Below are 20,651 nucleotides of genomic sequence, written 5' to 3' on the forward strand. Positions count from 1 at the left end.
AGGCCGCTTGAACGGGCACCGCAACAACTAGGGCGTCTTGAGAAACACGCTGTCGTAGATCTTTCGAATCTCGGCCACGGAGGCGGGGTCGTGCCATTTTTCCACGATGCTGCGGTAATAGGGTTTGTCTCGATTGGCATCGAGCACCGTATTGACCTGCTCTATCACTTTCTTCCCCCATGCATTCCTGGGACACATCACCCGGTTGAACACGACCTCGTCCGCTTCCAGCGTGGCAATGGCGACCAGTTCGTCCGGGCGGCCCATCAGCCGGGCCTGGTCGAAGGCCAGCAACGGCAATTCGATCATGTAGTCCAGGCGCCCGGCCAGCAACATGCTGATGGCTTCGGCCTGTTCCGAGTAGGACTCCCTGGGCGGGTAACTCGTGAGCAGTCTGTCCACCGTCGGGCTGTAGGATCGGTTGCGCATGACCGACGTGACCAGTTGGCTATTCTGCAGCAGCCGCTGCAGCGATTGCGGTCCGGCGAATTGGGCCGCGCGGTCACGGCGCACGATGATGCGTAACGGCAGGAAGATCGACGTGGGCAGCGAGAAATAGCCATCGCCTTCGCGCTCCGGCGTTTTCAGCGTCCCGATATAGCACCAATGAGCGCCTCTTTTTATTTCGCTGATCACACGGGGAAACGGCGCGCCCAGTTCCACATGCTGGTATTGGGGAAGGTTCTCCTTGAGCACGTCGAGTGTCAGATCGAAGATACCTTGATGCGCCAGCGGACCCTCCCTGATCATGTAGGGCGGCACATGGTGTTTTCCCCAGATGATCTGGTCGGCCGCTAACGCGCCGGGGCATAGCGTAGCGCTGAGCAGCAGTGGCAGAAGGTAATGCAGAACTCTGGACAGCATTGCCTGTTCTCTTCTATAGGACCGCAAAGGAAACCGCGCTACCGGCACTGGTCGCGTTCGGCAATTCTTGCACAATAGCGGTCATCCTGCTGATGCCCGCGTTGTGCGCGGCGAGTCCTGCGGCACCAGTTTCAGGTCGGGCTGCGCGGCAGCCCATCGGCCAGTTGCTCGCGGGCGCCTGATACCCCGTTGCCGAACACCGCGTCGGGGTCGTCCGGGGATGCGATCCGCATCGCTGCATGGGGCGCCGCACCGTTGCGGTCGGCGCGCAGCATGATGCGGACCCGGGGCATGGCCCCTGTGCATGTTTCAACCGAAACATCCACTGCCTGGATCGAAACCGTCGTGCAACCAGCCGCGCCTACTATGCATACACGGCCACACGCCACAGGGCGCGGGCAGACGACAACCTCTATCGGGAGATCAACATGAATGCATTCGAATCGGCAGTGATGTTTCTTGCCAAGGGCTTTGGCGTGATGCACGGCATACTCGAACTGGGCGCGCGCAATGCAGGCCTGATCTGATCCGGGTGCGAGCCGCGCCGTACTGGATGGGCGAAGGCAATGGAAGGTGGTCGGCGGCATAGGCACCTTCGGTGTCTTCAGTCGTGCCAGCCGACGGCGAGCGTCGTCGCCTCCGCGTGGCCGATCACCGCGCATATCGGCAACCGGCGTAGTAATCGAGCCCGACAGGGTCCGTCCCGTGACCGCAGCGCGATCATCGCACCGCGACGGCGTCATCAAGCGTGACTTGCCGGGCACCAGAGACGGCCGAACCTGACCTTCGAACGCGATAACAAATTAATTCGAAATTTAACTAGACGACCGGTCTATTCATCGTTATAGTTCGTTCATGAACACAGCCCACGCATCCGCAAGCGCCGACGTCCGCGACAAGATATTGTCTACCGGGCAACGCCTGATGGCCGCAAAAGGCTACTCGTCGGTCGGCCTGAGCGAGATCCTGGCGACGGCTGGCGTGCCCAAGGGCTCGTTCTATCACTACTTCGGTTCGAAGGACGCGTTTGGCGAGGCCTTGCTCGAAAGCTATTTCGCAGACTACCTCGCCGAACTCGACCGCACCCTGGTCCAGCCCGGCATGACCATGGCGCAGCGCCTGTTGAGTTACTGGCAAATCTGGCAGGACACGCAATCGTTCCAGGACTGCCAGGGCAAGTGCCTGGCGGTCAAGCTGGCGGCGGAAGTGGCCGACCTGTCCGAAGCGATGCGGCTGGCGATCCGGCGTGGTACCGCAGGCATCGTCTCGCGGCTGGCCAGGGCCATCGAGAGCGGTGTGGCAGAAGGCTCGCTTGGCATCGACGGCAGTGCCGAGGGCGTGGCCAACAGCCTGTACCAGTTATGGCTGGGCGCCAGCGTGATGGTCAAGATCGGGAGAAGTACCGAACCTTTCGAGACCGCCATGGCAACGACCCGACAAATTCTTCATCTGCCCTCGCATTGAGGTGCGATGAACCCGCATTCCATGGGGATGCTTTTTTTTGCCATGGCAATAGACGACCGGTCTATTAGTGGTTTTTGTTTTTCTAACGTTATCAAGGAGCAACAACATGAAAAAGGTTCTGATCGTTCTCACTTCACACGACGTACTGGGCAATACCGGCCGCAAGACCGGTTTCTGGCTGGAAGAGCTGGCCGCGCCTTACTACGCCTTCAAGGACGCCGGCGTGCAGATCGTGCTGGCCTCGCCGCTGGGCGGCCAGCCGCCGCTGGACCCGAAGAGCAACGAGCCGCAGTTCCAGACCGAGATGACCCACCGCTTTGAAGCGGACGCCGAAGCCACCGCGCAATTGGCGAACACCGTCCGTCTCGATTCCGTCAACCAGGCCGATTTCGACACCGTGTTCTACCCGGGCGGTCATGGCCCGCTGTGGGACCTGGCCGAAGACCGGCATTCGATCGCGCTCATCGAGTCCTTCGTCGCGGCCGACAAGCCGGTGGCACTGGTGTGCCACGCACCGGGCGTGCTGCGTCACGTCAAGGACAGCGCCGGCCGTCCCCTGGTCGAGGGCAAGAAGGTGACCGGATTTACCAATACCGAGGAAGAAGGCGTAGGCCTGACCGACGTGGTGCCGTTCCTGGTGGAAGACGAACTCAAGGCCAAGGGCGGGCTGTACCTCAAGGGTGAAGACTGGGGGTCGTATGTCGTCAGCGATGGCCTGCTCATCACCGGCCAGAACCCGGCGTCGTCGGCCGCGGCCGCCGTCGAACTGCTCAAGCGCATTGCCTGAGCACCGGCACAATCGCCCGCCAGGCTGTCCGGCAGGCCAGGGGAACCGGCCGCCAGGATCGGCCGGCGGGTCATGACGATCAAATATTTGAAAAGGCTAAACGCCATGCTGGAACGTATCAAAGCCACGGGTTGGCTACAGGAGCGCAATTTCATCGACGGTGCATGGGAAGCGGCAGATGAGCAGCGCACCCACGGCGTGGACGATCCCGCCACCGGCACGCCGATCGGATCGATCGCCTGGGCCGGCGCGGCGGAAACCCGGCGCGCGATTGCGGCAGCGCAGGCGGCGTTCGCCGACTGGTCCATGACCACCGCCGCGATCCGGGCAGGCCTGCTGCTGAAGATGGCCGCAATCGTGCGCGACAACCTCGACCACCTGGCCAGCCTGCTGACGCTGGAACAGGGAAAGCCGCTGGCCGAGGCCAGGGCCGAAATGAAGCTGGGTGCCGACTACATCCAATGGTTCGCCGAAGAAGCGCGCCGTATCAACGGTGAGATCATTCCCTCGCCGTGGCAGGGCAGGCAGATCCTGGTGAGCCGTGAACCGGTCGGCGTGGTGGCCGCCATCTCGCCCTGGAACTTCCCCTTCTCGATGCTGGCGCGCAAGATCGCACCGGCGCTTGCGGCCGGCTGCACGGTGGTGGCCAAGCCGTCCGAGCTCACGCCCTATTGCGGCCTGATCTGGGGCGTGCTGGCCGAGAAGGCCGGCCTGCCGGCGGGCGTGATCAATATCGTCACCGGCGACGCCGCCGCCATCGGCGGCGAACTGGTGGCCGATGCCCGGGTACGCAAGCTCACCTTCACCGGTTCGACCCGGGTCGGCAAGCTGCTGTACCAGCAATCCGCTGCAACCATGAAAAAGCTGTCGCTGGAGCTGGGCGGCAATGCGCCCTTCATCGTGTTCGACGATGCCGATATCGAGCAGGCAGTGGAGGGCGCGGTCGCGGCCAAATTCCGCAACAGCGGCCAGACCTGCATCTGCGCCAATCGCTTCTACGTGCAGGAGGGACTGTACGACGAATTTGCCCGTCGCCTGGCCGAGCGGGTAGCGACGCTGAAGGTCGGTAACGGCTTCGACGCCGACGTCCAGCAGGGCCCCTTGATCAATGCCGCGGCGGTGGACAAGGTCCAGGCGCATGTGGCCGATGCCCGTGCCAAGGGCGGCCGGGTGCTGGCCGGCGGCCAACGCCACGCACTCGGTGGCACCTTCTACGAACCGACGGTCATTGCCGAGGCCACGTCCGACATGCTCATTGCGCACGAAGAGACCTTCGGTCCGGTGGCGGCGCTGTTTCGCTTCAGTCACGAGCAGCAAGCCATCGATGCCGCCAACGCCGAGCCGTTCGGCCTGGCGGCCTACTTCTACAGCCGTGACCTGGCGCGCGCATTTCGCGTTTCACGCGCGCTGCACAGCGGCATGGTCGGCATCAACGAAGGTCTGGTCACGACCGAGGTCGCGCCGTTCGGCGGCGTCAAGGATAGCGGCATCGGTCGAGAGGGATCGACCCACGGCATCGAGGAATACCTCAGCTTGAAGTACATGAGCCTGGGCGGGCTGCAAGCCACCGCCTCCAACCCTGTCGACCACCCGATCCCATGAACGACACAGCTCTCTTCAAGCCCTTCGTGCTGGGCCCGCACACACTGAAGAACCGCATCGTGCTGCCACCGTTGACGCGCCAGCGCGCAGCCCGACCGGGTGATGTGCCTACCGCGTCGATGGCCTTGTACTACCGTCAGCGTGCCGGCGCTGGATTGATGATCAGCGAAGGCACACAGATCGAACCGCGCGGCCAGGGCTATGCCTGGACCCCGGGCATCTACAGCGACGCGCAGGTCGACGGCTGGCGCAAGGTCACCGATGCGGTGCATGCCGAGGGCGGCATCATCTTCGCGCAGCTGTGGCACGTGGGCCGCGTGTCGCACACGGCCCTGCAACCTGATGGGGCGGCGCCCCTGGCACCGTCGGCGATCCAGGCGCACAAGGTAAAGGCCTTCATCGAGACCGCCCCTGGCCAAGGCGCGCTGGTGGATCCCTCCATGCCGCGTGAATTGAGTCGTGCCGACATCGGGCAACTTGTGGCGCTCTATGCCCAGGCGGCGCGCAACGCACTCGATGCCGGTTTCGATGGAGTCGAGATCCACGCGGCAAACGGCTACCTGGTCAACCAGTTCATCTCGGCCCATGCCAACAGGCGCACCGACGAGTACGGCGGATCGCTGCAGAACCGATTGCGTTTCTTGCGCGAGGTCGTACAGGCCGTGGCCGCCGTGGTAGGGCCGCAACGCATGGGTGTGCGTTTCACGCCGCTGTTTTCCAGCACCGATGAAGACCGCGTCTATCTCGGCTTCGTCGAGCCCGACCCGCACCAGACCTACATCGAGGCGATCAGGATCCTGCAGCAGGCCGGCGTCGCCTACCTGTCGATCGCCGAGGCCGATTGGGACAATGCCCCCGACCTGCCCCGGACGTTCCGGCACGCGGTACGCCAGGCATTCAGCGGCGGCATCATCTACGCCGGTCGCTACACCGCAGGGCGCGCTGCGCAACTGGTCGAGGCCGGCCTGGCCGACCTGGTCGCCTTCGGTCGCCCGTTCATCGCCAATCCGGACCTGCCGCAGCGGCTGGCAAACGGCTGGCCCCTCAATGCGCTCGATGCGGCCACGCTATATGGCGGGACCGAGCAGGGCTTCACGGATTACCCGCGCCATGCCGCAGAAACCACCTGCACCGTCGCGGCCGATGGCTGATCGCCGACCCTATCCGCTTATCTTTCGTTCGTCATATCCACCACTTCAACGGAGTACCGACATGCACGCAGTCCATCGTATCGCTTCCACCGTCGTATTGGCCCTGGCGGCCACCTTGTCCCACACCGCCATGGCAGCGCCGGTCAACAACATCGTCCTGGTCCACGGTTTCTTTGCCGATGGCTCCGGCTGGCAGGGCGTGGCCGACATCCTGCTACGCGACGGCTTCAATGTCGCCGTGGTGCAGCAACCCGAAACGTCGTTGGCCGACGACGTGCAAGCCACCACGCGCGCCGTCGATGCGATGCAGGGCGATGCCATCCTGGTCGGCCACAGCTACGGCGGCATGGTCATCACCGCTGCCGGCAACCATCCCCGGGTGGCCGGGTTGGTCTACGTGGCCGCTTTCCAGCCGGAGGTCGGCGAAAGCCTGTCGGACCTGGTCAAGAAGATGCCGCCGGCCAGCAACGCGATCAAGGCCACCGCCGACGGCCACCTGTATTTCGACCAGGCGCTCTTCCACGCCGACTTTGCCGCTGACCTGCCGCTGGCCAATGCCCGTTTCATGGCAATGTCGCAAGTCATGCCGGCCGTGCAGGCCGCTACCGCACCGGTGACGCAGGCAGCCTGGAAGAGCAAGCCCAGCTGGGCCATCGTGTCCAGCGATGATCGTACCGTCAACCCCGGACTGGAGCGTTTCATGGCCAGGCGCGCCGGTAGCCGGACGGTGGAAATCAAGGGCAGCCATGTCGCCTTCATCGCGCGCCCCGACGAAGTGGCCAGGGTGATCGAGCAGGCGGCCGGGAGGTAGCCCGGTCGATCGGTGACGAATCGCCGACGACCTGTACCGGGGCGTTCGCCGCCAACGTACCTCCCTGCCACTGCGCGTTCACCGATCGATATCCACCGAAAGCGTGATCGCCTTGTTTTCTTCGAGCGAACGCAGGCGTTCCGCCAGGCCGCTGGCGATGCTGTCGTAGGCATTGCTGCCCAGCGCCAGGCGCAGCGCGGGATGGGCGGAGTCGGCCGCAGCGATGATCGCACTGGTCGTCTTGGCGGCATCGCCCCGGATGGCGAAGCTGCCGCAGGCAATTGCCCGGCGCAGGTCGCCGGCGGGTGTGCCGTCATAGCAGTCCATGGGGCTGGCAAGGTCCAGTGCGACGCCGAAATTGGTTGCGGTCGGGCCCGGTTCGGCAATGATGAAGTCGATGCCGAACGGCGCCACCTCCTGGCTGACCGACTGCACGAAACCCTCGATGCCCCACTTGGTGGCGTGGTACAGGCTGAAATTGGGATAGGCGATCTGGCCTCCTTCCGATGACACCTGCACGATGCGCCCACCGCCCTGTTGGCGCATGCGCGGCAGCAATGCGCGAATGAAATGGATCGAACCGGTGAGGTTGGTAGCGATCTGGCGATCGATCTGGGCATCGCTGATTTCCTCGCCGGCACCGAACAGGCCGTAACCGGCGTTGCTGACGGCGACGTCGATCCTTCCCAGGCGCTGGAAGGCTTGCTCCACCACGGACTTGACCTGTTCGGTATCGGTCACGTCCAGCACCAGCACCTGCAGCTGCTGACCATATTGCGACTGCAGGTCATCCAGCGCGCCGGGTCGGCGCAGCGTGGCTGCCACCCGGTCGCCGCGCGCCAGCAGCTGTTGCACCATCAGTCGACCCAGGCCGGTCGAGGTGCCAGTGATGAGCCAATTCTTCAACATATGAACTCCTTTCCAAGTCAAGAATAGCCATGTTAGGCGCCGGCCTATAAAATGATAAGACTCAACAAACTGGATGAGTTACTGAATTGAATTCATCAATAAAAAGCCCCACCCCGGCCGAGCTGCGGGCCTTCATGGCGGTCGCCGAGCATCGCAGTTTTCGTCGTGCCGCCGATTTGCTGGGCGTGACGCCATCGGCGTTGAGCCATGTCGTGCGCGGCCTGGAAGAAATGCTGTCGGCCCGGCTGTTGCACCGGACCACGCGCAGCGTCTCCGTTACCGAGGCCGGGGAGCAACTGATCCTGCGCGTGGCGCCATTGCTGGCGCAATTGGAGGGGGCGCTGGACGACTTTGCCGGCGCCAACGGGCGCCGAACGGGGAGCCTGCGCATCAATGGCAATGAAGCGGCGATCAGCCTGCTGCTGGCATGGGCCGTGCCCAGCTTCATGCAGCGCCATCCGGACGTGCAGCTGGACCTGGTGGCAGAGGGGCGCCTGATCGATATCGTCGAGCAGGGGTTCGACGCCGGCGTCAGGCTGGGCGAAGCGGTACCGAAGGATATGGTGGCGATCGCGCTGGAAGCCGAGATGCGCTTCCTGGCCATTGCTTCACCCGCGTACCTGCGGCGCCACCCGCCACCCGGCACGCCGGACGACCTGGCGCGCCATGCCTGTATCCGCCAGCGCCTGCCCAGCGGCAAGCGTTACCGCTGGGAGTTCAGGAAGCGGCGCCAGGAAGTCGCCATCGATGTGCCGGGGACCCTGACCCTGGACCACAGCCAGCTGATGGTGGAAGCGGCCATCGCGGGGCTGGGCATCGCCTACGTTCCGGAGCTCTATGCGCGGCCGGCATTGCAGCAGGGGCAACTGGTCACCGTGCTGGAAGACTGGTGCCCCCGTATCCCCGGCCTGCAGTTGTACTTTCCGCGTAGTCGCCACATGCCGCCCAACCTGCGCGCATTCATCGATGTCCTGCGCGCCGGCCGGTCGCCGGCCAGTTGAGCCAGGCCCTCATTGCGGGGAGCGTGGCGCCTGTACATCCACCACCCAGGTCACGCCGAAGCGGTCCCGCACCATGCCGTAGAGCGGCGACCATTGGCTCGCTGTCAATGCCTGCAGTACATCGCCGCCGTCGGCCAGGCCGGCCCATAGCGCACGTACGGTGTCCTCATCGTCGCCGCGCAGCGAGACGAAGAAGGCCCGCTGGCCCGGATGCCAATCGACACCGGCCTGCACATCGTAGGCCATCAGCAGCGCATTGCCTTCGGTATCGCTCACCTGGCCCCAGATGACGTGCTGCGGGTCGATCGCCTCCTGCGACCGGCCGGCCTGGGCGTAGCTGACCAGCACCTGCTGGCCACCGAAAAGCTGGTGATAGAACGCCAACGCGGCGCGTGCATTGCCATTGAAGTTCAAGTGGGTGACGGTACGAACATGCATGTGAAAACTCCTTGATGAGGTGGTGAACCGGCGATTGATGCGGTGCTAGTATAGGGACCCATCATGTCAATTATTGTCAGTAGCAATGTCACGTTCCGAACGTCTTTTCCAGTTGCTGCAAGCACTTCGCTCGCCCGCCTCGCCAGTCACTGCCCAGCAACTGGCGCACCAGACCGGCGTGTCGCTGCGTTCGGTCTATCGCGATATCGATACCCTGCGCGCAGGCGGCGCCGACATCGCCGGCGCGCCTGGCGCCGGCTATACCCTGGTCGACGATGGCACCCTGGCGCCGCGCACCTTCACCCGCATCGAGATCGAAGCGTTGACGCTGGGGCTGGCGCAAGTGCGCCAGATGGGGGACCCGGCCCTGGCTACCGCCGCCGATGCGGTGCTGGGCAAGGTGGCGGCGACCCTGCCGTCGCTGGGACAGCAGCACATGCTGCATGCGGTGTCGCGCGTGCATCGCTTTGGCGACCGGGCAGGTCCGGCTGCGTCGGCCAAGGTCGATATGGAGCTGGTGCGCCGGGCTTGCTGGCGCGAGGAGGCGCTCGATATCCACTACACCGATCGCGAGGGCGTCGCGTCACGCCGCACCATCTGGCCGCTGGCCATCATGTATGTGGACAAGCTGCTGGTGGTGTTGGCGCGTTGTTGCCTGCGCGATGATTTCCGCATGTTCCGGGTCGACCGGATTGCCCGGGCGACGTCCAGCGAAGCCAGTTTCCGGCCACGCCGGGCCGAGTTGCTGCGTACCTATCTGGCCCGGTTGGACAGCCAGGCAACGGCCTCCCCGCGCGCGTCTGGCAAGGCCGCGGCAAAATGCTAGAGCACGAATCGCCCGCTCGGATACTGCTCGCAGATGAACTTCACGAAGGCACCCACCTTCGGACTTTGCAGCCGGCGCGACGTATGCAAGACCCATAGCTCGGTGTCGTCACCGACGCTTGCCCAACTGGCCAGTTCACCGTTGTCGACCAAGCGCTTCACCAGCGACTGCGGCAGCAAGGCCGCCCCCGCACCGGCGACGACCGCATCGCGCGCCATCATCAAGGTCGACAGGCGCAACACCGGCTGTGGCTCGACCACCAGCTTGCTGTCGCGGGCGGCCCACGTATCGCCGTCGCGGTAGGACGGGGTCACCACCGCGGCAACCGGCACCGGCTTGCCGCTGCGCTTGCCCGGGGCGGGCAGCCAGGGGGGCGCCACCAGTAGCAGCCGGTCCTTGGCAAAGCACCGCCCGACCAGCGTGCTGTCCTTGCGCGGATTGATGCGAATCGTGACGTCGAAATGCTCTTCCACCAGGTCGACCACCCGGTCTTCGGCCACCACGTCGACCCGTACCTCGGGATAGCAGGCCTGGAAGCGGGCGGCGATGCCCCCCAATGCCATTTGCGAAAACACCAGCGGGGCGGCGATACGCAAGAGCCCGCGCGGCTGGTCCGCGCCTTCCTTGACCTGGCCCAATGCCTCGGCCAGTTCGCGCATGGGCGCCTCGGCCCGTGCCAGCAACAGCTGCCCGGCCTCGGTCAATTCCAGGCTGCGGGCGCCACGCTCGATGAGCCGCACCCCCAACGCATCCTCGAATTCGGCAATGCGGCGCGAGAGGGTGGCCTTCGAACGGCCGCTGGCGCGACTGGCGCGCCCGAATCCGCCGTGCGTCGCCACCAGTTGGAAGTCTGCAATGGCGTTGATGTCCATGTCGTCTCGATATTGATACGGTGTGTCTACATTTTATGGTCTTTGTTTTGAATATGAAACCCTTTATTGTGAGGTCCGTACCCCAACAAAAGGAGTTGTGATGAAACAGATACGTGCTTTGCAGCTGATGCAATATGGCGGCCCCGATACCGTCCGGATCTCATTGATCGAGGCGCCGGTGGCAGCCGCCGGCCAGGTGCTGGTCCGGGTCCACGCCGCTGGCGTCAATGGGCTGGACTGGAAGGTACGCGAGGGCCATGTCAAGGACGCCTTTCCGCTGCCGTTGCCTGCCGTGCTGGGTATCGAGCTGGCCGGTGTGGTGGAACAGGTCGGCCCTGGCGTGACCCGCTGGTCCAGGGGCGACCGTGTAATGGGGGCGCTGGGTGGACTGGGTGCCTATGCCGAACTGGTGGCGGTGGATGCCGACAAGCTCGCCGCCGTGCCGGATGCGATGACCCTGGAACAGGCTGCCGCGCTACCGGTGGCCGCGGTCGCCGCGTGGCAGAGCCTGAACCTGGCCGGGCCCGTCGTCGCTGGCCAGCGCATCCTGGTCCATGGCGCCGCGGGTGGCCTGGGTGGCTTTGCGGTGCAGTTCGCGCGTCAGGCCGGCGCCAGGGTATTCACCACCGCCTTGGCCCGCGATGCCGACTATGTGCTGGGCCTGGGCGCAGATCACGTGGTCGATTACCAGACCGGGCGCTTCGAAAGCGCCGTCAAGGATATCGACCTGGTGCTCGATTACGTGGGGGGGGAGGTCCTGGCGCGTTCCTGGCAGGTGCTCGCGGCAGATGGCGCCATCGTCAGTACGGCGTCCCCCGCCATCCTGGGCAGCACGCCTGCCGGGCGCCGTGGCCTGTGGTTCGTGAACCAGCCCGACGCCCAGCGCCTGCAGGAGATCGCCGAGGACGTGGCGCAGGGGCGCCTGCAATCGCGCATCGCTGCGGTGGTCGCCTTCGACGCGCTGCCGGAGGCGATCGAACGCAATCGTACCGAGCCGCAACTGGGCAAGACGGTGGTCGCCTTGCATCGTTGAACCACGCATTCCATGGTTCCGATCCGGTCCATCCAAGTATCTATTTATTTATTTATTTATTGATTAGTCCATCAAGGAAATCCATCATGAGCATCCTCATCACCGGTGCCTCCGGCACCATCGGTTCGCTGGTCCTGCAACGCCTGGCGCGCGAAGGCGTCGAACTCAAGGCCCTGGTTCGCACGCCTGGCAAGGCGCCGCTGCCGGCCGGCGTGACCGAAGTGGTCGGCGACATGGGCAGCGCCAAGGCCATGCGCGCCGCCCTGTCTTCGGTACGCACCCTGTTCCTGCTCAATGCCGTCGCCCCGGACGAGGTGACGCAGGCGCTGATGACGCTCAATCTGGCCAGGGAGGCCGGTATCGAGCGCATCGTCTATCTCTCGGTGATCCATGCCGATCTCTATACCGATGTGCCGCATTTCACCGGAAAGCACACCGTGGAACGCATGACCGAAAGCCTGGGTCTGCCGATGACCATCCTGCGCCCGGCCTACTTCATGCAAAACGACAGGCAGGTCAGATCGGTCATCGAGGGTCATGGTGTCTACCCGATGCCCATCGGTACGGCAGGCGTGGGCATGATCGACGTGCGGGATATCGCAGATGTCGCCGCCGCCGAGCTGCTGGAGCGTCATCACGCGGCCAGCCCGCTGCCGGGCCGCACGATCGACCTGGTGGGCCCGGAGATCCTGACCGGGCCGGTCGCGGCAGCCGTGTGGAGCGACGAACTCAAGCGCCAGGTCCAGTATGGCGGCAATGACCTCGACGGCTTCGAACAGCAGTTGGCCGCCTACGGGCCTGACTGGCTGGCCTATGACATGCGTTTGATGATGGCGCGCATCCAGACCATCGGCATGCACGGCCGGGTCGGTTCGGTGGAGTTGCTGGAACAGATGCTGGGGCGACCGCTGCGGACCTATCGTGAAGCGGTACGTGACATGTTGCAGCAAATGTGAACGCCGCCCCACTGGGGCTTCGGACTCAATGGGTATGCCGGTGATGCGCATCAGGGAAGTGGGCATGGGTATGCTCGATCCTCGAATGCCGGTGCAGATGCCGATGGGGCACCGTCGGTATCACATCGACGTCATGTGCATGCTGGTGGTGTTGGTCGTGCACATGTTCATGCTCGTGCTCGATTTCGTCATGGACATGCGCATGCTCGTGGTGTTCCGAGATGTGCAGCCAGATACCCAGCGCCATCAGCAGCCCGGCGACCACCAATGGTGCCGTCAGGGGCTCGCCCAATACCAGCGCCAGCAGCGTGCCGAAGAAAGGGGCGATGGAAAAGTAGGCGCCGGTGCGCGCCGTGCCGAGATGGCGCAGCGCCACCACGAACAGCGCCAGGCTCACCCCATAGGCCAGAAATCCGAGCAGCATCGCGCCCAGCGCGATGCCCGGCGAGGGTAGGGTGGCGCCTGCCAGCCATGCAAGCAACAGATTGGTGCCGCCCGAGAAGAGCCCTTTTACCGACGCCAGCCACGAGGCGTCGTTGAGCGAGACTTTCCGGGTCAGGTTGTTGTCCACGGCCCAGGCCAGGCAAGCGCCCAGGATGGCCAGTGCCGGCCAGGGCGTGGCAAATTCCGCCGTGCCGGGCCAGCCGAGAATGGCTGCACCCAGCACGATGGCGAGCATGCCCAGGGCAATGCGCCGGTCGACATTTTCCTTGAACGCGAACCAGGCCAACAGCGCCGTGAATACGCCTTCGGCATTCAACAATAACGACGCGCCCGACGCCGGCATGGCCGTCAAGCCGGTCATCAGCAACACCGGGGCCACGATGCCGCCCGCCAGGATGGCACCGGCCAGCCAGTACCGCTCTTGGCGAGGCAGGCTGACCGCAGGGGCCTTGGCCAGCTTGCGGTAGATCGCCAGGCCGAGGCCCGAACCCAGGTAGAACAAGCCCGCCAGCAGCCACGGAGAAACACTGGCGAGGATCAACTTGGCCAGCGGAGTGGCCGCGCCAAACAGCAATGCGGCCATCAAGGCCGCTTTGACGCCGGTGGAAAATGGATGAAATCGCATGGTGGCACTCGGTAGGGGCGGCGATCCGGCGGACTGGCAGCCAGGGTTGCGGTGGATTCGGCCTCGCTTGCGCCAGGCTATACGCGCCGCACCGCGCCATCATAGCCGATCTTCATGTCGGACCGCCGACGCCGTACGCCAGGTGCCGGGCATCGTCAGCGGCGGCTCTCGATTGCCATGCGTACTGCAAGCCCGGCCAGCACGGTTCCCATCAGCCAGCGCTGCAATAGCTGCCAGGCGGGATGGCTGCCGAGAAACACGGCGATGGTGCCGGCCGACATGGCGATCAAGGCATTGCCAGTGACGCCCACCACGATCTGGGTCATTCCCAGCATCAGCGATTGCACCAGCACGCTGCCGTGCCCGGCCGCGATGAATTGCGGCAGCAAGGACAGGTACATCACTGCGATCTTGGGATTGAGCAGATTGGTAATGAAGCCCATGGCCAATAGCCTCCCCGGGCTGTCCACGGGCAAGTCGCGCACCATGAACGCCGGGCGACCGCCTGGCCTGACCGCCTGCCAGGCCAGGTAGAGCAGATAGGCCGCACCGCCCAGTTTGAGCGCATCGTAGGCATAGGGCACCGCCATCAACAGGGCAGTGATGCCCAATGCCGCGCACAGCATGTAGAACACCAGGCCAAGCGCCACTCCGGCCAGGGAGATCAGCGCGGCCTTGCGGCCCTGGCAGATCGAGCGTGAAACGAGATAGACCATGTTCGGGCCGGGCGTGAGCACCATGCCAAGGGCGACCAGGCCGAAAGCAAGCAGGGTGGAGAGCGTGGGCATGGGGCGGGTCCTTGTTGGTTGCCTGGGGCGTTGGATGACATCCAAGGATAGGATCGCAGGCCTGTCAGCGGAAGATACAGATCGGCCGCGGTGCGGGCGCAACAGGCCGCATCGACGATAGAATCATGGGCGGGATATTCCAACTTAGCCAGGCTTATGAACGAATGGGTCGACATCCGTCGCGATCAGGACAGCGGCATCGAAAGTATCAGCGCGCATTTCGAGGGCCATGCCTACGATCCGCATGATCACGACGAGATGCTGGTCGGGGTAACGCTGCAGGGCGTGCAGCGTTTTCGATGCGGCCGGGAAATGCATGTCAGTACACCCGGCAGATCGATGCTGATCGAACCCGGTGCGGTACACGATGGTCATGCCCCCAGCGCAAGCGGCTTTACCTATGCGATGTTGTACCTGCCCCAGGACTGGCTGGCGCGCATGGCGGAGCCACTTGGCCTGCCGCCGATTTCCCGGTTTTCGCGCTTTCGCCATACCTTGACCGATGATGTCCGCCTGGGGAGCAGCATTCACCGCGCGTTCATGGCGCTTCATCAAGGCGAGGGCAGGTTGGCGCGCGACCAGGCGCTGGACCACCTGCTGGCGATGCTGTCGGGCCATCTGGACGGCGCTGCCGCGGCGGTGAGGCCCGGCTCCTGCGAGCAGCTCGAGCGCGTACGCGATCTGCTTCATGGCCGCATGTCCGACGATATCGGGCTCGCCGACCTGGTGGCCCATTCCGGAATCGATCGCTTCCGTCTCAGTCGCCAGTTCAAGCAGGCGTTCGGCCGCACCCCCCATGCCTATCTGGTCCAGCTACGGCTGCGGGCGGCGCGCAGATTGCTGGCATGCGGGCGCGAGCCGGCCCAGGTGGCGATCGACGTCGGCTTTGCGGACCAGAGCCATCTGGGACGCTGGTTCCAGCGGGTATACCGGATGTCGCCCGCCGCCTATCGCCGGGCCTGCACAAACGTTCTAGATCGACGCTAGACCTGTTTTCTATCATGGCGCTTTCCCTCCATGACAGGAAACCCGATGTTCGATACCAAGATAGCCATTCTCGTGCGTGACGACCTGCAGATGTGGCAACGCCTCAATGTCACCGCTTTCCTGGCCACCGGCATTGCCGCGGCCGCACCCGAAGCCATCGGCGCGCCCTACGTGGATGCCGCCGGCCACCGCTATGCAAGCATGTGCGGCCAACCCATCCTGGTCTTCCAGGCCGGGCTATCGGGTTTGCAGGCTGCGCATCGCATCGGCCTGGAGCGCGAACTGGTCATGGTGCCGTACGTGTTGGCCATGTTCTCGACCGGCCATGACCAAGCCAACCGCGAGGCCTTCCAGGCGGAAGACCCAAGCAACCTGAACCTGGTGGGCCTGGCGCTGCGCGGGAGCAAGAAGGCGGTCGACAAGGCGACCAAGGGCTTGTCGCTGCATCCTTGACGCCTGCCGCAAGCAGGGCCGTGCCGAAAAGATCGCAAGCCCGCCAGGCCGATGGAGAACCTTCTCGCCATCGGCCTGGACGTGCGCCGGCCCGGTTGTGCCGGGGCGAACCGCCAGTTTTTTGCCTGAAGCAATGCATGCCGATTTTCGGTCGAGGCACCATCAAATAATAATCAGCATCGATCAAAAAAACTTAGTTACGGCTTATCAACAAGTCGAATGGATCTTCATCGTTGCTGGCGCCGTTGCGCGCCATGCGAATGGCGAGAAACAGGGCAAGCACGTTGTCCCGCCGGCCTCCGGGCGGTGCGGGAAGGTATGCCTGGATTGCCCCATGCATCGCGCCGCGGGACGTATCCGGATTCTTCAATTCAAGTTTTATTATTATGATGAAGGTTTGCGTAATCGCAGACTTTTCTCATATCAGGCAACGCTACCGATCGATAACATCGATACCAAAAATGACTAATGAAAACGGTAGTCGTTAGCGCCTTGAAGAATTTTTCCGTCATCGTTTTTCCTGATGAACGATGAGGTCGCCGTCCATCCTGAATCGGCCCCGCTGCTAACGGTCGATCCATGACCGAACCAGATAGCCACACCCAGATGGATTGCCGTCCATGAAGAAAAGAACCAGATTTCTGTTGATTGCGATCGCCGCCGCCTGCAAGGACGTTTGCGCACACGATGGCGCGTTCCTGCTGGGCCCCGAGTCTTCGCCCATCGCGCCCGCCGACGATGACGCGCTCGCAGGCAGGATCGCAGGCCGTCTGGCGGTGATCGCATTGTCCGAGGAGCCCGACGCATCCGGCCGTACCGCCTCGGCCGCGGCCATCGTTCCTACGCCGCCACCGCCGCCACCGTCGGCCAGCGTGATGGCAAGCATCGGTGCGCTGCCTGCCACGCAGGACGATCTCATCGACCAGTTACGGCGCTTCGATTGCATCCTGGCCCATCGCCCCGACAACACCGGCGTGCGCGAAGCTCGCTTGCTGACCTTGGCCCGCTTGGGCGCGGTCGACATCGCTATCGCCGAAGCGGCGCATTATCCGGAAGTGGCGCAGCAAGTCGTCGCCCGGCTCCATGAACAGCAAGTGACACTGGCGTTGCGCTGGAGCGAAAATACCTATCACGCCAGGGCTGCCGATGAATATCCGGGCTACGACCGCGTCATCGCCCTGGCCCAGGCCAACCTGCAACGCTACCCGGATTCGCTGCAGTTGCGTTATGACCTGGTGCGCGCGCTGAGGAATCGCGGACGTCGTGGCGAAGCCATCGCCCTCTACACGACCCTGCCAGGCCGCGACCAGGGCAATTGGCAGGGCATACCGCATGAGGTCCACGAGAGTGCGGGGTCGGCCTATCTCGCAGAGAAGAAGCCGGAACTTGCCGAACAGGCGTTTCGCGATGCCCTGGCTGGCAAGCCCGATAGCATCAACGCCAGGCTCGGCCTGTTCTATGCACTGGTGGACCAGGGCCGGTACCGGCAGGCGCGGCACGACATCGACCAGCTGGCGGCGCAACCCTTGTTGCCCGACGAAAAATTCAGTGCTGCCAGGGCCGCTGCGCTTGCGCCGGCATATGAGCGCCGTTTCGACGTCGCCCAGGCGCGCCTGGAAGGCTTGCGGCAGGAAGCACCATCGAGCGACCAATTGCGTATCGCGCTGGGCAAGGTCTACCTGTGGCGAGGTTGGCCGCGCCGGGCGCATGACCAGTTTTCGTTGGTGGCGGCGCATGACCCGGACAACCTCGAAGCCGATGTCGCCTTGGCCGAGACCGAGGCAGCATTGGGAAGTGTCGAGGCAGCAGACCGCCGTCTGGCGCGACTCAAGGCAGGCACCCCGGAACAGGAAGAGGTGAAGGCCCAGCTGCGCGCGCAGGAAGTGCGCAATCATCACGAGTTCACCATGTCGCTCGTCAGCTCCCGCAGTGCGGAAAACCTGGCCTCCGGACGGGGCGTGATCGCCGAGAGCAAGCTGCTCGCCAAACCGTTATGGCCGCGGATGCGTCCGTTCATCCATCAGTATTTCGAACGCGCCAGCGCCAGCGGGGTCAGCGCCGATTACCGACGCCTGGGCGCTGGGCTTCAAACCACGCTGCCGGTGCTCGGTGTCGTCGAGGCAGAAGTCCAGCAGGAACTCTCCAGGCGCCGCCAGGCCGGCGTGTCGCTCACGGGAAGATTCACCTTGAGCGACCAATGGCTGCTGCGCGGCCGGGTCGATTCCAATTCCGTCGAAGTGCCGCTGGCGGCGCGCTACAGTGCGATTTCCGGCTGGCTGGCCGGCGTCGGCCTGGCCTATCGCGACAGCGAGCGCTGGACGGTTTCAGTCGATATCAGCCAGCTTGGCATGTCGGATCGCAATACCCGTCGCACCGCGCTGCTACGCGGCGCCGCTACCGTGATGCAAGATGCCTTCTACCAGGGCAGCGTCGAACTGGAGCTGTACCAGGCAACCAACAGCATCGGCAACGCCACCTATTTCAATCCTTCCAGAAGCCGGACGCTATTGCTGTCCTATGTCAGCGACTGGACCAATTTCAGGCGCTACCACCAATCGTTCGGACAACTGGTGAAAGTATCGCTAGGACGCCAGGCCGAATCCGGTTTTGCCACCGGCACCATCGGCGGGATCGACTACGAGCAAGCCGTCAGCGTGAGCGACACCCTGTCGCTGAACTACGGTGCCGGCTTCGTTCGCCGTTTCTATGGCGGCAAGATGTCGTCCGGCCTTCAACTTCAACTGAACCTCAACTGGAAATTGCTATGACCTTTTCTTGCCGTCGCACCTGGCCAGGCGCGGGTCTCGGTTTTCGGTCGTGCTTGCCGGCGGCACGCCAACTGTGGCGATGGTTCCTGCTGGTGATGCCGGCATGGCGCGTGCCTGCTCTGCTGGTCCTGGCGGGCTTGACGGGGCTGGCGCAGGCGGCCACGCCGGAGATGGCGCATTCGGCGCCTGTGATGCTTTCCACGCAATCGGTAAAGGGACAACAGTACCTGGTGCTGTGCTATCACTCGGTACCGGTGACGGCCAATGGTTCCTTCGATGCCAATAGCACGACCAATTTCGCCGGCCAGTTGGCGTGGTTGCGGGCCAATGGCTATACCGCCATCAGCATGGATGATGTCTTGCAGGCCAGGGCCGGCCATCGTCGATTGCCAGCCAAGAGTGTCATGCTGACGGTAGACGATGGCTACGAGGATTTCTACATCAACGTCTTTCCGCTGTTGAAGCTGTACCGCATGCCGGCCGTATTGGCCCTGGTGGGAAGCTGGATCGAACATGGCCGGGACCCGCAGGTGAGCCTCACCGATCCGGGATACGCCAGCCAGCATTTCGTCAACTGGGCGCAAGTCCGGGAGATGGCCGACTCCGGACTGGTGGAGATGGCGTCGCACAGTTTCGATTTGCATCATGGCATCCTCGCCAATCCCCAGGGCAGCATGCAACCGTCGGCGGTGACGCAGGCGTACTCGGCCGACGCGCGCATCTACGAAACACCCGCCGAGCGTCGCCTGCGGGTGCGCGCCGACCTGCTCAGGAATTCGGCGCTGATAGAGCGCCACACCGGCAGGCGTCCGCGCATCATGGTGTGGCCCTACGGCGCCATGGACAAGATTTCGACGCAAGAAGCCGCCGCCGCAGGCATGCCGATCAACTTCAGCCTGGCCGAAGGCATGGCGTCCACGCTGGATATCGAAGTGATCCCACGCGGCCTGATCGGCAGTGAAATAGCGCTGACCAGTTTCACCTACATGGTGACGCACGAAGAGCGTCCCGACAGCACCGACAGCGTGCTCGCCATCCGGGTGAACCTGGACCGCATCTACGATCCGGATCCGGGCCGGCAGGACGCCAACCTCGGCCGCTTGCTGGAACAGGTGGCGCGCCTAGGTGCCAACACCGTATTGCTGCGGCCGTTCTCGATGCCCACTGCCGCCCATGGGGTGTGCGAAGCCTACTTTCCCAACACCGTGCTGCCCATGCGCGCCGATCTGCTCAACCGCGTCGCCTGGCAGTTTCGAAGCCGGCTGGGTGTCAAGGTCTTGATGCAGGTCGACACCGCCAGGATCGTGGGTATCGAAAAGGGGGCGCCGCATCTGCTGGATATTTCGGACCCCGGCGACCGTCAACGGCTGCTGGCGCTCTACGACGAGATGAGCCTGACGAGCTGGGCGCAGGGGCTGATGTTCGACAGCGCAACGCCCGACGCCGCCCAGCTCGACTTCCATGCCGAACTGCTGCAACGGGTCCGCTATGCATGGCCACTGGTGCGTTATTACGCCACCCGCGACCAGGCAGCGGCGCGCGACATCGTTGGCCTGTCCTCGCCGGGCCTGCCGAGAACCCGGTCCGACCGTGTTTCGGTGCCCGTCCCCGTGGATGCGCCAGCGGACCGGTTGCAAAGGTGGATGCGGCAGTTTCCAGGCGATCGGTCGTGGATGGCGACGCTGTCCGTCGGTGACGCCGATGCGCGCCAACTCGAGGAGCTGGTCTCCAGGATCGCACTGCTCCAGCGCCACGGCATCACCGATTTCATGGTCGATGACGATGCATTCCTCGAGGACCCGGTAAAGCTGGAGATGCTGGCAAAAGCCGTCTCCCTCAAGACAAACCCGTTCCAGCCCGCCGGAAAGTAGA

The 20,651-nt window shown here is 64.1% G+C and carries 20 protein-coding genes; 13 read left to right on the plus strand and 7 right to left on the minus strand.

Features of this window, described 5'->3' with window-relative positions; all coding sequences use genetic code 11:
• Nucleotides 1–27: 27 nt before the first annotated feature.
• Nucleotides 28–864, minus strand: a complete 837-nt coding sequence (locus PMI40_RS07650; RefSeq protein ID WP_008113799.1) for a transporter substrate-binding domain-containing protein — start codon at nucleotides 862–864, stop codon at nucleotides 28–30.
• A 131-nt stretch (nucleotides 865–995) separates the two neighbouring features.
• Nucleotides 996–1,157: a hypothetical protein gene (locus PMI40_RS23750; RefSeq protein ID WP_008113801.1), complete on the minus strand. Its 162-nt coding sequence runs from the start codon at nucleotides 1,155–1,157 to the stop codon at nucleotides 996–998.
• 562 nt (nucleotides 1,158–1,719) lie between these two features.
• Between PMI40_RS23750 and PMI40_RS07655 the strand changes: the two genes are divergently transcribed.
• The 5 genes from PMI40_RS07655 to PMI40_RS07675 all read left to right on the plus strand — a co-directional run bounded on the left by PMI40_RS07655 (nucleotide 1,720) and on the right by PMI40_RS07675 (nucleotide 6,679).
• Nucleotides 1,720–2,328, plus strand: a complete 609-nt coding sequence (locus tag PMI40_RS07655; protein WP_008113805.1) for a TetR/AcrR family transcriptional regulator — start codon at nucleotides 1,720–1,722, stop codon at nucleotides 2,326–2,328.
• A gap of 106 nt (nucleotides 2,329–2,434) precedes the next feature.
• Nucleotides 2,435–3,115 carry a type 1 glutamine amidotransferase domain-containing protein gene (locus PMI40_RS07660; protein ID WP_008113806.1) on the plus strand — a complete coding sequence of 227 codons (681 nt, stop codon included), beginning with the start codon at nucleotides 2,435–2,437 and terminating at the stop codon, nucleotides 3,113–3,115.
• Between the two features lie 105 nt (nucleotides 3,116–3,220).
• Nucleotides 3,221–4,717 (plus strand): NAD-dependent succinate-semialdehyde dehydrogenase, encoded by a 1,497-nt coding sequence (locus PMI40_RS07665; RefSeq protein ID WP_008113808.1) that lies wholly within the window; start codon nucleotides 3,221–3,223, stop codon nucleotides 4,715–4,717.
• The gene (locus PMI40_RS07670) at nucleotides 4,714–5,868 is read left to right on the plus strand and encodes an alkene reductase (protein WP_008113809.1); all 1,155 of its coding nucleotides are present in this window, start codon (nucleotides 4,714–4,716) and stop codon (nucleotides 5,866–5,868) included. The genes PMI40_RS07665 and PMI40_RS07670 overlap by 4 nt, the downstream gene beginning before the upstream one ends.
• A 61-nt stretch (nucleotides 5,869–5,929) precedes the next feature.
• Entirely contained in the window at nucleotides 5,930–6,679 is a 750-nt protein-coding gene (locus tag PMI40_RS07675) for an alpha/beta fold hydrolase (protein ID WP_008113811.1), read from the plus strand.
• 78 nt (nucleotides 6,680–6,757) lie between these two features.
• On the opposite strand, the gene PMI40_RS07680 is transcribed toward PMI40_RS07675, so the two are convergent.
• Nucleotides 6,758–7,588: an SDR family oxidoreductase gene (locus tag PMI40_RS07680; RefSeq protein WP_008113814.1), complete on the minus strand. Its 831-nt coding sequence runs from the start codon at nucleotides 7,586–7,588 to the stop codon at nucleotides 6,758–6,760.
• Nucleotides 7,589–7,674: 86 nt separating this feature from the next.
• Here PMI40_RS07680 and PMI40_RS07685 point away from each other — a divergent pair, with 86 nt between their 5' ends.
• Complete coding sequence (locus tag PMI40_RS07685; RefSeq protein ID WP_008113815.1) at nucleotides 7,675–8,589, plus strand: LysR family transcriptional regulator; 915 nt, start codon at nucleotides 7,675–7,677, stop codon at nucleotides 8,587–8,589.
• A gap of 9 nt (nucleotides 8,590–8,598) precedes the next feature.
• Here PMI40_RS07685 and PMI40_RS07690 read toward each other — a convergent pair whose 3' ends face one another.
• On the minus strand, nucleotides 8,599–9,027 hold the full coding sequence (locus tag PMI40_RS07690; protein ID WP_008113817.1) for a VOC family protein: 429 nt from the start codon (nucleotides 9,025–9,027) through the stop codon (nucleotides 8,599–8,601).
• A gap of 85 nt (nucleotides 9,028–9,112) precedes the next feature.
• On the opposite strand from PMI40_RS07690, the gene PMI40_RS07695 reads away from it, so the two are divergent.
• Nucleotides 9,113–9,853 carry a YafY family protein gene (locus tag PMI40_RS07695; RefSeq protein WP_008113819.1) on the plus strand — a complete coding sequence of 247 codons (741 nt, stop codon included), beginning with the start codon at nucleotides 9,113–9,115 and terminating at the stop codon, nucleotides 9,851–9,853.
• Here the strand turns inward: PMI40_RS07695 and PMI40_RS07700 are convergent.
• A complete protein-coding gene (locus PMI40_RS07700) occupies nucleotides 9,850–10,725 on the minus strand; it encodes a LysR family transcriptional regulator (protein ID WP_008113821.1) in 876 nt (291 codons plus the stop codon). The two genes, PMI40_RS07695 and PMI40_RS07700, sit on opposite strands and share 4 nt — an antisense overlap.
• A 100-nt stretch (nucleotides 10,726–10,825) precedes the next feature.
• Between PMI40_RS07700 and PMI40_RS07705 the strand changes: the two genes are divergently transcribed.
• Together PMI40_RS07705 and PMI40_RS07710 are read left to right on the plus strand one after the other, a co-directional pair.
• On the plus strand, nucleotides 10,826–11,758 hold the full coding sequence (locus tag PMI40_RS07705; RefSeq protein ID WP_008113823.1) for an NADP-dependent oxidoreductase: 933 nt from the start codon (nucleotides 10,826–10,828) through the stop codon (nucleotides 11,756–11,758).
• Nucleotides 11,759–11,844: 86 nt separating this feature from the next.
• On the plus strand, nucleotides 11,845–12,714 hold the full coding sequence (locus tag PMI40_RS07710) for an SDR family oxidoreductase (protein WP_008113824.1): 870 nt from the start codon (nucleotides 11,845–11,847) through the stop codon (nucleotides 12,712–12,714).
• 25 nt (nucleotides 12,715–12,739) lie between these two features.
• Here the strand turns inward: PMI40_RS07710 and PMI40_RS07715 are convergent, their stop codons facing one another.
• Both PMI40_RS07715 and PMI40_RS07720 read right to left on the minus strand, forming a co-directional pair.
• A complete protein-coding gene (locus tag PMI40_RS07715; RefSeq protein WP_008113826.1) occupies nucleotides 12,740–13,783 on the minus strand; it encodes a DMT family transporter in 1,044 nt (347 codons plus the stop codon).
• 155 nt (nucleotides 13,784–13,938) lie between these two features.
• Nucleotides 13,939–14,571, minus strand: coding sequence for a LysE family translocator (locus PMI40_RS07720; protein ID WP_008113828.1), 633 nt, complete (start codon nucleotides 14,569–14,571; stop codon nucleotides 13,939–13,941).
• Nucleotides 14,572–14,727: 156 nt separating this feature from the next.
• Here PMI40_RS07720 and PMI40_RS07725 point away from each other — a divergent pair, with 156 nt between their 5' ends.
• From PMI40_RS07725 to pgaB, 4 genes are all read left to right on the plus strand, one after another.
• On the plus strand, nucleotides 14,728–15,558 hold the full coding sequence (locus PMI40_RS07725; protein ID WP_008113831.1) for an AraC family transcriptional regulator: 831 nt from the start codon (nucleotides 14,728–14,730) through the stop codon (nucleotides 15,556–15,558).
• A 45-nt stretch (nucleotides 15,559–15,603) separates the two neighbouring features.
• A complete protein-coding gene (locus PMI40_RS07730; protein ID WP_008113832.1) occupies nucleotides 15,604–16,011 on the plus strand; it encodes a DUF2000 family protein in 408 nt (135 codons plus the stop codon).
• 620 nt (nucleotides 16,012–16,631) lie between these two features.
• Nucleotides 16,632–18,779 carry a tetratricopeptide repeat protein gene (locus PMI40_RS07735; protein ID WP_008113833.1) on the plus strand — a complete coding sequence of 716 codons (2,148 nt, stop codon included), beginning with the start codon at nucleotides 16,632–16,634 and terminating at the stop codon, nucleotides 18,777–18,779.
• 110 nt (nucleotides 18,780–18,889) lie between these two features.
• Entirely contained in the window at nucleotides 18,890–20,650 is a 1,761-nt protein-coding gene (gene pgaB / locus PMI40_RS22915; protein WP_157221468.1) for a poly-beta-1,6-N-acetyl-D-glucosamine N-deacetylase PgaB, read from the plus strand.
• Nucleotide 20,651: the final 1 nt, after the last annotated feature.

Source organism: Herbaspirillum sp. YR522 (assembly GCF_000282575.1).
Taxonomy (GTDB): domain Bacteria; phylum Pseudomonadota; class Gammaproteobacteria; order Burkholderiales; family Burkholderiaceae_D; genus Herbaspirillum.

Bases quoted from the DNA above. Each gene is read 5' to 3' on its own strand.
- PMI40_RS07650 (WP_008113799.1), bottom strand. From the start codon at position 864: ATGCTGTCCAGAGTTCTGCATTACCTTCTGCCACTGCTGCTCAGCGCT.
- PMI40_RS23750 (WP_008113801.1), bottom strand. From the start codon at position 1,157: ATGCCCCGGGTCCGCATCATGCTGCGCGCCGACCGCAACGGTGCGGCG.
- PMI40_RS07655 (WP_008113805.1), top strand. From the start codon at position 1,720: ATGAACACAGCCCACGCATCCGCAAGCGCCGACGTCCGCGACAAGATA.
- PMI40_RS07660 (WP_008113806.1), top strand. From the start codon at position 2,435: ATGAAAAAGGTTCTGATCGTTCTCACTTCACACGACGTACTGGGCAAT.
- PMI40_RS07665 (WP_008113808.1), top strand. From the start codon at position 3,221: ATGCTGGAACGTATCAAAGCCACGGGTTGGCTACAGGAGCGCAATTTC.
- PMI40_RS07670 (WP_008113809.1), top strand. From the start codon at position 4,714: ATGAACGACACAGCTCTCTTCAAGCCCTTCGTGCTGGGCCCGCACACA.
- PMI40_RS07675 (WP_008113811.1), top strand. From the start codon at position 5,930: ATGCACGCAGTCCATCGTATCGCTTCCACCGTCGTATTGGCCCTGGCG.
- PMI40_RS07680 (WP_008113814.1), bottom strand. From the start codon at position 7,588: ATGTTGAAGAATTGGCTCATCACTGGCACCTCGACCGGCCTGGGTCGA.
- PMI40_RS07690 (WP_008113817.1), bottom strand. From the start codon at position 9,027: ATGCATGTTCGTACCGTCACCCACTTGAACTTCAATGGCAATGCACGC.
- PMI40_RS07695 (WP_008113819.1), top strand. From the start codon at position 9,113: ATGTCACGTTCCGAACGTCTTTTCCAGTTGCTGCAAGCACTTCGCTCG.
- PMI40_RS07700 (WP_008113821.1), bottom strand. From the start codon at position 10,725: ATGGACATCAACGCCATTGCAGACTTCCAACTGGTGGCGACGCACGGC.
- PMI40_RS07705 (WP_008113823.1), top strand. From the start codon at position 10,826: ATGAAACAGATACGTGCTTTGCAGCTGATGCAATATGGCGGCCCCGAT.
- PMI40_RS07710 (WP_008113824.1), top strand. From the start codon at position 11,845: ATGAGCATCCTCATCACCGGTGCCTCCGGCACCATCGGTTCGCTGGTC.
- PMI40_RS07715 (WP_008113826.1), bottom strand. From the start codon at position 13,783: ATGCGATTTCATCCATTTTCCACCGGCGTCAAAGCGGCCTTGATGGCC.
- PMI40_RS07720 (WP_008113828.1), bottom strand. From the start codon at position 14,571: ATGCCCACGCTCTCCACCCTGCTTGCTTTCGGCCTGGTCGCCCTTGGC.
- PMI40_RS07725 (WP_008113831.1), top strand. From the start codon at position 14,728: ATGAACGAATGGGTCGACATCCGTCGCGATCAGGACAGCGGCATCGAA.
- PMI40_RS07730 (WP_008113832.1), top strand. From the start codon at position 15,604: ATGTTCGATACCAAGATAGCCATTCTCGTGCGTGACGACCTGCAGATG.
- PMI40_RS07735 (WP_008113833.1), top strand. From the start codon at position 16,632: ATGAAGAAAAGAACCAGATTTCTGTTGATTGCGATCGCCGCCGCCTGC.